General features: G+C 70.5%; 8 protein-coding genes and 1 pseudogene. All 9 read right to left on the bottom strand.

Features of this window, described 5'->3' with window-relative positions; translation table 11 throughout:
• The coding region (locus ABZ260_RS39180) for a flavoprotein (RefSeq protein ID WP_355627624.1) at positions 1-501 on the bottom strand (501 nt) is incomplete at its 3' end.
• Positions 502-510: 9 nt separating this feature from the next.
• Complete coding sequence (rpoZ, locus tag ABZ260_RS39175) at positions 511-774, bottom strand: DNA-directed RNA polymerase subunit omega (RefSeq protein WP_030909981.1); 264 nt, start codon at positions 772-774, stop codon at positions 511-513.
• A 12-nt stretch (positions 775-786) separates the two neighbouring features.
• Entirely contained in the window at positions 787-1,359 is a 573-nt protein-coding gene (gene gmk / locus ABZ260_RS39170) for a guanylate kinase (RefSeq protein WP_051752025.1), read from the bottom strand.
• Positions 1,360-1,552: 193 nt separating this feature from the next.
• The gene (gene mihF, locus ABZ260_RS39165) at positions 1,553-1,876 is read right to left on the bottom strand and encodes an integration host factor, actinobacterial type (RefSeq protein WP_030909986.1); all 324 of its coding nucleotides are present in this window, start codon (positions 1,874-1,876) and stop codon (positions 1,553-1,555) included.
• Positions 1,877-2,061: 185 nt separating this feature from the next.
• On the bottom strand, positions 2,062-2,775 hold the full coding sequence (gene pyrF, locus ABZ260_RS39160) for an orotidine-5'-phosphate decarboxylase (protein WP_350924433.1): 714 nt from the start codon (positions 2,773-2,775) through the stop codon (positions 2,062-2,064).
• Positions 2,772-3,746 (bottom strand): dihydroorotate dehydrogenase, encoded by a 975-nt coding sequence (locus ABZ260_RS39155; protein WP_030909991.1) that lies wholly within the window; start codon positions 3,744-3,746, stop codon positions 2,772-2,774. Before ABZ260_RS39155 ends, pyrF begins: the two co-directional genes overlap by 4 nt.
• On the bottom strand, positions 3,736-4,587 hold the full coding sequence (locus ABZ260_RS39150) for a dihydroorotate dehydrogenase electron transfer subunit (RefSeq protein WP_350924430.1): 852 nt from the start codon (positions 4,585-4,587) through the stop codon (positions 3,736-3,738). Before ABZ260_RS39150 ends, ABZ260_RS39155 begins: the two co-directional genes overlap by 11 nt.
• A gap of 50 nt (positions 4,588-4,637) precedes the next feature.
• On the bottom strand, positions 4,638-7,934 hold the full coding sequence (gene carB, locus ABZ260_RS39145; protein ID WP_355627620.1) for a carbamoyl-phosphate synthase large subunit: 3,297 nt from the start codon (positions 7,932-7,934) through the stop codon (positions 4,638-4,640).
• Between the two features lie 226 nt (positions 7,935-8,160).
• Positions 8,161-9,264: pseudogene (gene carA / locus ABZ260_RS39140) on the bottom strand (glutamine-hydrolyzing carbamoyl-phosphate synthase small subunit); the annotation flags it as partial.
• Between the last annotated feature and the right edge of the window lie 94 nt (positions 9,265-9,358).

Genomic DNA, 9,358 nt, shown 5'->3' with positions numbered 1-9,358 from the left:
GCGGCCGGGGCCGGTGTCGGCCCCGGTCAGGCGGCCCACCGCGGGATCGACGACGATCGAGCCGCGCTCGCGGAGCGTGGCCACGTTCGCGCGGGTCGCGGGGTGCTCCCACATCTCGGTGTGCATCGCGGGGGCGAACACCACCGGGCAGCGCGCGGTGAGCAGGGTGTTGGTCAGCAGGTCGCCGGCCAGCCCGTGGGCGGCCTTGGCGAGCACGTCGGCGGTGGCCGGCGCGACGACCACCAGGTCGGCGCCCTGCCCGATGCGGACGTGCGGCACCTCGTGCACCGACTCCCAGACGTCGGTCGTGACCGGGTTGCCGGACAGCGCGGCCCAGGTCGGCTCACCGACGAAGCGGAGCGCCTCCCTGGTCGGGACCACGCGCACCTCGTGGCCGGACTCGGTGAACAGGCGCAGCAACTCGCACGCCTTGTAGGCGGCGATGCCCGCGCTCACACCGAGGACGACCCTCGGCTTGCGGGGAACCACGGAGGTCGGCATCGAGGTGGGTCAGCCCTCGATCGGCTCGGAGGTGAGCAGGCCCTCGCTGACCTCGCGCAGCGCGATGGAGAGCGGCTTCTCCTGCGCGTGGGTCTCGACGAGCGGGCCGACGTACTCGAGCAGGCCCTCGCCGAGCTGGGAGTAGTAGGCGTTGATCTGACGCGCCCGCTTGGAGCCGAAGATCACGAGACTGTACTTGCTGTCGACGATGTCGAGCAGGGCGTCGATCGACGGGTTGGTGATGCCTTCGGAGTAGGCGGCGCTGGTTGCCACGTGTGATTTCCCCTAGCTAGGTGAACGTCCGAGGCGTGAACCCTCGGGAGCATCAGCCAACAAGGCTATCAGCCGATGACATACATCCTGGACTGACGTGTTGACGAGCGTCAGGTCGAACTCCCGCTCGGCCGCCATCTCGATCCGGCCGGCCGCCAGGCGGCGGGCGATGACGTCCTCGGGCTCGGTGCCCCGGCCGCGCAGGCGCTTCTCCAGCTCCTCCCAGGTCGGGGGGGCCAGGAAGACCAGCAGGGCCTCGGGCATGGTCGCCCGGACCTGTCTGGCGCCCTGGAGGTCGATCTCCAGCAGCGTGGGCACCCCGGCGGCGAGTTTCTCGAGCACCGGGCCACGCGGCGTTCCGTACCGGTTCCCGGCGAACTCGGCCCACTCGAGCAGCTCGCCGGAGGCGGCGAGGCGGTCGAACTCCTCGTCGTCGGCGAAGAAGTACTCGACCCCGTGGGTCTCCCCGGGACGGGGTTTCCTGGTGGTCACCGAGACCGACAGCCACACCTCCGGGTGTGCCCGCCGAAGCTCGGCGACGACCGTGGACTTGCCGACGCCGGACGGCCCGGACAGGACCGTCAGACGCCTACCGGCCGGGAGTCCGGCGAGGGCTCGCGCCCCCTTCGGACCTCCGGCCGAGGATGTGGAGCGACCGGCTCCGCCCTCGGCGGTTGCCTCCGGAGCCCGGCTCTTGCCGGACCGCGACGTTCCGGTCACTCCAAACCCCCCGTGATGCTGTCCCCATATGGGGTGAACGTGGTCGTTTGAACCGAGATTAGCTCTCGGCCCCGCCGAACTCACGCTCGAGCGAAGCTCGCTGGTTCGTACCCAGGCCCCGCACGCGGCGGGACTCGGCGATGCCAAGCCGCTCCATGAGCTGCTTGGCGCGAACCTTACCCACGCCGGGGAGCGACTCAAGAAGGGCCGAAACCTTCATCTTGCCGATGACGTCGTCGGCCTGCCCGTCTTTGAGCACCTCAGCCAGAGAGACCGCACCGTGCTTCAGGCGGTTCTTCACCTCGGCACGCTCTCGGCGGGCCTTGGCAGCCTTCTCTAGGGCTGCGGCGCGCTGCTCAGGGGTTAGGGGAGGAAGAGCCACGCCGGGTCACCTCGAATTTCCTGTCGATGTACTCGGACGGGAAGGGAAACTAGCTGGTCATGGCGCTTCAAGCAACGTCAAGACCACTTTATCCCCCTAGAAAATCTACTTCGTGACTTTCCGTGCTCATGACATCGCCCTGTGTGGATAAAACTACGCTCAACGCCGAGTTTTCCGGGGTTGTGTCATGCGCCGTGTCCGGCGGCCGCGGAGGTGCGCCGGAGGGCCGCGGCGATGCCCGCGGCCGTCGCGCCGGGGTCGGCGGAGCCGGTGATCGGTCGGCCGATCACGAGAAGGTCCGCCCCGTCGGCGAAAGCCTGCTCGGGGGTCGCTACTCTTGCCTGATCCTGACTCTCGGCGCCGGCGGGGCGGACGCCGGGGGTGATGAGCGTGATGTCGGGCCCGACCTCGGCACGCACCGCGGCCACCTCGCGCGGCGAGCAGACGAGGGCCTGGGCGCCCGCGGCGACGGCCATGGCCGACAGGCGGCGCACGGCGTCCTCGGACGGGCCCCTGACGCCCATCTGCTCCAGATCGGCCTCCGAGAGCGACGTGAGCAACGTCACCGCCGCGATCTGGGTGTTGGGCATGGCCTCCACCGCCGCCCGGATCATCGCCGGGCCGCCGGTGGCATGGACCGTCAGGATGGCGGGCTTGAGCCTGGCCACGGCCCTGGCCGCGCCCGCGACGGTGTTGGGGATGTCGTGGAGTTTAAGGTCGAGAAAGACCCGCACCCCGCTCGCCCCCCGGACCGAGGCGATCACGTCGGGGCCGTAGCGGAGGTAGAGTTCCAGCCCGACCTTGACCGTGGTGACGTGTGGAGTGACCAGGCTGGCCCAGTGAGCCGCGGTCTCGAGGTCTGGCGCGTCCAGGGCGACGGCGATGGGTGCGGGCGTCACAGGGAACTCTCCTCAAGGTCTATCCGGTGCCGGGTGGACGCCCCCGGCGGGCGGTGTGCCAGCCCGACCGCGTCGGCCAGCCGGTGGAACCCCCGGGCCGCCAGGATCTCCTCAAGCTCGCGGAGGATGCGCAGGCAGGCGTAGGGGTCGTGGAACAGTGCGGTCCCCACGGCGACGACGCAGGCTCCGGCGAGGATGAACTCGAAGGCGTCCCTGCCGGTCAGCACGCCGCCCATGCCGATGATGGGCACGCTGGGCAGGGCCGCGTGGACCTGCCATACGCAGCGTACGGCCAGTGGCCTGACCGCGGGGCCCGACAGGCCGCCGGTGACCGCCGCGAGCACGGGCCGCATGGCCTCGGTGTCGATGCTCATGCCGAGCGGATTGTTGATCATCGACAGGGCGTCGGCGCCGCCGTCCACGCACGCGCGGGCCACGCTCACGATGTCCATGACGTCCGGGGAGAGCTTGGCCACCACCGGCACGTCGTAGCGCATCACCGAGCGCACCGAGGCGATCACCTCGGCGGAGGCCGCGCCGTCGCGGGCGAAGACCCTGCCCCGATCCTCGATGTTGGGGCACGACAGGTTGACCTCCACGGCGGTGACGCCGGGCGCGTCGGTGAGCCTGCGGGCCAGCGCGGTGTACTCGGCCACGGTGCCGCCGCCGATGGACACCACGGTCCGCACGCCTCGCTGGGCCAGCCAGGGCAGCTCACGCTCCAGGAAGGCGTCCACACCCGGCCCCTGGAGCCCGACGGCGTTGAGCATGCCCGAGGGCGTCTCGGCCATCCTGGGGGTCGGACGGCCCGCCCTGGGGGCCATCGTGATCGACCGGGTGGTCAGCGCGCCGATCCGGGCGAGGTCGAAGAACTGGGCGAGTTCGGAGCCGGACGCCGCGCACCCGGCGGCCGTGGTGACGGGGTTGACCAGTTCCACGTGCCCCAGGTACGTCCGCATGTCAACCGGCATTCCGTATTCCTCCACCGGGCGCTCCCAGCGCGTCGAACGGGATCGTCCCGACGTCGTCGAAGCGGACGCGCTCACCCCTGAAGACCGGTCCCTCGACGCACGAGCGCACCATCCGGGTCACCCCGTCGTCCCCGATGACCGGCAGCACGCACGTCATGCACACGCCGATCCCGCACGCCATCCGCTCCTCGACCGCCACCTGGACGGGGATGTCGAACTCGACGGCCACCGTGGTGACGCCGTGCAGCATCGGCATCGGACCGCAGGCGTAGACCGCGTCGGCCCGTACATCGGCGATCACGCCGGGCAGCACGTCGGTCACCCGGCCGCGCATGCCCAGGGAGCCGTCCTCGGTGGTCAGCGTGGTCGTCTCCCCCATCCTCCTGGCCCGCAGGGCGCCGAACACCCGGTCGGCCGAGGCCGCGCCGAGCACGAAGTCGACGCGGCAACCACGCCGCTGGAGGGCGTCGGCCACGGTGAACAGCGTCGCCGAGCCGTGCTCGGCGCCGACCAGGACGCAGGTCACCGGGTCTCTGGGCAGCGGGAACGGGCGGCCGAGCGGGCCCACCAGGTCGAGGGTGTCGCGGGCGCGCCGGTCGGCCAGCCAGGCCGTGCCCGGCCCGCTCACCGAGAAGACGAACTCGACGGTACCGCCGTAGTCGGGCTTGACGTCGTGGACGAAGAAGGCACGGCGCGTCAGCATCGACGTCTGCGCCCCGCCCACGGCCACCCCGACGAAGTGGCCGGGCCGGAAGCGCTCGGCGATGCCGGGCGCCACCACGGTGAGCGCATGGTAGGCGTCGACGCGGCGCGTCGTCAGCACCGTGCCTGTCACCTGCACCGGAGTAACAGGCGTCTTCCTCACCTCCGCTGGGGCGCCGGCCTCACTCCTCAACCGCTCCGCAACCGCTTCGCGTGCTCCTGAAGGGACCGTACGCCGATGTCACCGCGGACGATCGCCTGGATGCCCTGCACCGCCGCGGCCAGGCCCTGAACCGTGGTGATGCAGGGGATGGCGCGCAGCACGGCGGCGGTGCGGATCTCGTAGCCGTCCAGGCGGGGTCCCGACTGGCCGGGGCTGCCGAAGGGGGTGTTGACGATGAGATCCACCTCCCCGTCCAGGATGCGCCGGACGATGGTCTGCTCACCCGCGGGACCGGCTCCCTCGCTGTGCTTGCGCACGATCTTGGCACGGACACCGTTGCGGCGCAGGACTTCGGCGGTGCCCTCGGTGGCGAGGATCTCGAAGCCGAGGTCGGCGAGGGCCTTGACCGGGAAGATCATGGCGCGTTTGTCACGGTTGGCGACCGAGACGAACGCCCGCCCCTTGGTGGGCAGCGAGCCGTACGCGGCGGCCTGCGACTTGGCGTAGGCGGTGCCGAAGAACTCGTCGATGCCCATGACCTCGCCGGTGGAGCGCATCTCGGGGCTGAGCACGATGTCCACGCCGCGGAACCGGTTGAAGGGCAGCACGGCCTCCTTGACCGCGATGGGCGCGTCCAGCGGCATGGTGCCGCCGTCACCGCTCTCCGGCAGCAGGCCCTCGGCGCGCAGTTCGGCCACCGTGGCGCCCATCATCACCCGGGCCGCCGCCTTGGCCAGCGGCACCGCCGTGGCCTTGGAGACGAACGGGATGGTACGGCTGGCGCGGGGGTTGGCCTCCAGCACGTACAGGATGTTGGCCGACATGGCGTACTGCACGTTGAGCAGGCCGCGCACGCCCACACCTCTGGCGATGGCCTCGGTGGCGGCGCGGATGCGCTTGATGTCGTAGCTTCCCAGCGTCATCGGCGGCAGCGAGCACGCCGAGTCGCCGGAGTGGATGCCGGCCTCCTCGATGTGCTCCATCACGCCGCCGAGGTAGAGCTCCTCGCCGTCGAAGAGCGCGTCGACGTCGATCTCCACGGCCTCGTCGAGGAACTTGTCCACCAGCACCGGGTGGTCGCTGGCCGCGCCCGCCTTGGCCATGTAGGCGATCAGGGTCTCGTCGTCGTAGACGATGGCCATGCCCGCGCCGCCCAGCACGTAGGAGGGGCGCACCAGCACCGGGTAGCCGATCTCCGCGGCGATGGCCAGCGCCTCGTCGGAGGTCACCGCCACGCCGTGCTTGGGAGCGGGCAGGCCCGCCTCGGCGAGGACCCGGCCGAACGCGCCGCGCTCCTCGGCGAGGTGGATCGACTCGGGCGAGGTGCCGACGATCGGGACACCGGCGTCCTTGAGCGCCTGGGCCAGGCCTAGCGGGGTCTGGCCGCCGAGCTGGACGATGACGCCCGCGACGGGGCCGGTCTGCTGCTCGGCGTGGACGACCTCCAGGACGTCCTCCAGGGTGAGCGGCTCGAAGTAGAGGCGGTCGGAGGTGTCGTAGTCGGTGGAGACCGTCTCGGGGTTGCAGTTGACCATGACGGTCTCGTAGCCGGCCGCCGACAGCTCGAAGGAGGCGTGCACACACGCGTAGTCGAACTCGATGCCCTGGCCGATCCTGTTGGGCCCCGAACCCAGGATGAGGACCTTGGGGCGCTCCCCGTAGGGGACCTCGCTCTCCTCGTCGTAGGTGGAGTACAGGTAGGGGGTCTGGGCGGCGAACTCGGCGGCGCAGGTGTCGACGGTGTTGTAGACCGGGCGGACGCCGAGCGCGTGGCGCAGGTCGCGCACCCGCGACTCGGTCATGCCGCGCAGCTCGGCGATCTGCGCGTCGCTGAAGCCGTACCGCTTGACCCTGGTCAGCACCTCGGCGGTCAGCTGCGGCACCTCGCGCAGCTCGGCGGCCATCTCGTCGATCGCGATCAGCTGGTCGACGAACCACGGATCGACACGGGTGGCCTCGAACAGCTCCTCGGCGCCTGCCCCGGCGCGGATGGCCTGCTGCATGGTGAACAGGCGCCCGTCGTGCGGGATACGGCAGGCGGCCAGGAGCTCGTCCCTGTCGCCCGGATCGCCCGCCCAGGTGAAGGAGGCGCCCTTCTTCTCCAGCGAGCGCAGTGCCTTCTGCAGGGCCTCGGGGAAGGACCGGCCGATCGCCATGGCCTCGCCGACCGACTTCATGTGAGTGGTCAGGGTCGCGTCGGCCCCGGAGAACTTCTCGAACGCGAACCGGGGCACCTTGACCACGATGTAGTCCAGCGAGGGCTCGAACGACGCCGGGGTCTCCCTCGTGATGTCGTTGGGGATCTCGTCCAGCGTGTAGCCGATGGCGAGCTTCGCGGCGATCTTCGCGATCGGGAAGCCGGTGGCCTTGGAGGCGAGCGCCGAGGAGCGCGAGACGCGCGGGTTCATCTCGATGACGACCATACGGCCGGTGCGCGGCTCGACGGCGAACTGGATGTTGCAGCCGCCGGTGTCGACGCCGACCTCGCGGATGACCGCGATGGCCACGTCGCGCATGTTCTGGTACTCGCGGTCGGTCAGGGTCAGCGCGGGGGCCACGGTGACGCTGTCACCGGTGTGCACGCCCATCGGATCGATGTTCTCGATCGAGCAGACGATCACCACGTTGTCCGCCCGGTCGCGCATGACCTCCAGCTCGTACTCCTTCCAGCCGAGGATGGACTCCTCAAGGAGCACCTCGGTGGTCGGCGAGGCGTCGAGGCCCGCCCCGGCGATGCGGCGCAGCCCCTCCTCGTCGTGCGCGAAACCGGAGCCGACCCCGCCCATGGTGAAGGAGGGCCGCACCACCAGCGGGTAGCCCAGTTCCCTGGCGGCGGCCAGGCACTCGTCCATGGTGTGGCAGACGGACGAGCGGGCCGACTCGGCGTTGAGGCCGTACTCCTCGGCGACCTTGGCCACGATGCCCTTGAACAGCTCGCGGTTCTCGCCCGCCTGGATGGCGTCGACGTCGGCGCCGATCAGCTCGACCTCGTAGCGCTCCAGGACGCCGGCCTCGTACAGGGAGATCGCGGTGTTCAGCGCGGTCTGCCCGCCCAGGGTGGGCAGCAGCGCGTCGGGCCGCTCCTTGGCGATGATCTTCTCGACGATCTCGGGGGTGATGGGCTCGACGTAGGTGGCGTCGGCGAACTCGGGGTCGGTCATGATGGTCGCCGGGTTGCTGTTGACGAGGATCACGCGGAAGCCCTCGGCGCGCAGCACGCGGCAGGCCTGGGTACCCGAGTAGTCGAACTCGCATGCCTGGCCGATCACGATCGGTCCTGAGCCGATCACCATGATCGACTGGATGTCCGTGCGCTTAGGCACCCTTGCTTCCCTCCGTACCCATGGTCGCGTCCGGCTCCTCGCCGGCTCCGCGGAGGACTCGTCCCTCGTCCGCCACTCCGCCCGCTCGTTCCCCGGACCGCTCCGTGCTCTTGGTCGCGTCCGGCTCCTCGCCGGCTCCGCGGAGGACTCGTCCCTCGTCCGCCACTCCGCCCGCTCGTTCCCCGGACCGCTCCGTACTTGTGATCGCCCCGTTGACCGTTCCCCGCTCTCCCGCCATCAACGCGCAGAAGTCGTCGAACAGGCTTGCGGAGTCGTGCGGGCCGGCCGCGGCCTCCGGGTGGTACTGGACGCTGAAGGCCGGGCGGTCCAGCAGCCGCAGCCCCTCGACGCAGTCGTCGTTGAGGTTGACGTGGCTGACCTCCGCCGGGCCGTACGGCGTGTCGAACACGCCCTCCAGCGGTGCCCGCACCGCGAAACCGTGGTTGTGCGCGGAGATCTCCACCTTGCCGGTTCCCCGGTGCTGTACCGGCTGGTTGACACCTCGGTGGCCGTAACGCAGCTTGTAGGTGCCCAGCCCCAGGGCACGCCCGAAGAGCTGGTTTCCGAAGCAGATGCCGAAGAACGGGACACCCGCGTCGAGGACCCCGCGAAGCGCCTTGACCGGTCCGTCGGCGGTGGCGGGGTCGCCGGGGCCGTTGGAGAAGAACACCCCGTCCGGGCCGAGCGCGAGGATCTCCTCCGCGGTGGCCGAGGCCGGCAGCACGTGCACCTCGCAGCCGCGCTCGGCCATCCGGTGCGGCGTCATCGCCTTGATCCCGAGGTCGACCGCGGCCACGGTGAACCGCCGCGCGCCGATCGCGGGCACCACGTACGGCTTGGCGGTGGAGACCTCCCCCGCCAGGTCGGCGCCCTCCATCAGGGGGCTGCCCAGCACCCGCTCCAGCAGCTCCTCGACCGGCGCCAGAGCCTTGCCGGAGAAGACCCCGGCCCGCATCGCTCCCCGCTCCCGCAGGTGACGGGTCAGGGCGCGGGTGCCGGGAATGGCGATGCCGACGACGCCCTGCTCCCTGAGGTAGTCGTCCAGGGAACGGTTGGAGCGCCAGTTGGAGGCCACCCGGGCCGGCTCGCGGACCACGTAACCGGCCACCCACACCCGCGAGGACTCCGGATCCTCGTCGTTGACCCCGGTGTTCCCGATGTGCGGCGCGGTCATCGCGACGATCTGGCGGTGGTACGACGGATCGGTCAGCGTCTCCTGGTAACCGGTCATCCCCGTGTTGAAGACCATCTCGCCGAAGGTCTCACCCTCGGCGCCGTAGGGGGTCCCGTGGAAGACACGTCCATCTTCCAGCACTAGCACTGCGGTCACTCACACACCCCGATCATCTCGGCTCCAGCTCCGCAAAGTATGAAATATCTGGCACATCGATTCGCCGTCGCCGCACCGAGCGGGACGCCCCCAC

It is taken from the genome of Streptosporangium sp. NPDC006013 (assembly GCF_040614275.1).
Taxonomy (GTDB): domain Bacteria; phylum Actinomycetota; class Actinomycetes; order Streptosporangiales; family Streptosporangiaceae; genus Streptosporangium.
The sequence above is the reverse complement of the archived record's forward strand: the minus strand, read 5'-3'. Positions and strand labels throughout refer to the sequence as shown.

Excerpts from the sequence above, each read along its gene's own strand:
- ABZ260_RS39155 (WP_030909991.1), bottom strand. The coding sequence starts at position 3,746 with ATGCCGGTTGACATGCGGACGTACCTGGGGCACGTGGAACTGGTCAAC.